1 protein-coding gene is annotated in these 268 nt (G+C 32.5%); it reads right to left on the bottom strand.

The features are described from left to right. Positions 1–37: 37 nt before the first annotated feature. On the bottom strand, positions 38–268 hold a 231-nt coding region (locus tag HA43_RS19090), incomplete at its 5' end, for a hypothetical protein (protein WP_211279593.1).

Here is a 268-nt window from a genome sequence, read left to right as displayed (position 1 = left end):
TATTGATAGCCATATTGGCTTATGAATATTGCGATATTCAGTAACTTATTCTAGAACTCAAGGCTATATTTAGTATCGCTCTTATTAGCATAAACCCTTTAATTCTATAATATATCTTAGGATTTGCTATAGCGTTTATAATATTTTGATAATTCTTATTCAAGATCGGTTCAGTATATACCCTTTGAGCAATACCCAGAATATAATAGCGCCCTAAATCCCGTTTTCGTCCAATATCTAAGCCTTTTAGGAAGAAATACCGGTTGCC

The sequence above is a fragment of the Pantoea eucrina genome (genome assembly GCF_002095385.1).
In the GTDB taxonomy this organism is placed as follows: Bacteria; Pseudomonadota; Gammaproteobacteria; order Enterobacterales; family Enterobacteriaceae; genus Pantoea; species Pantoea eucrina.
The sequence above is the reverse complement of the archived record's forward strand: the minus strand, read 5'-3'. Positions and strand labels throughout refer to the sequence as shown.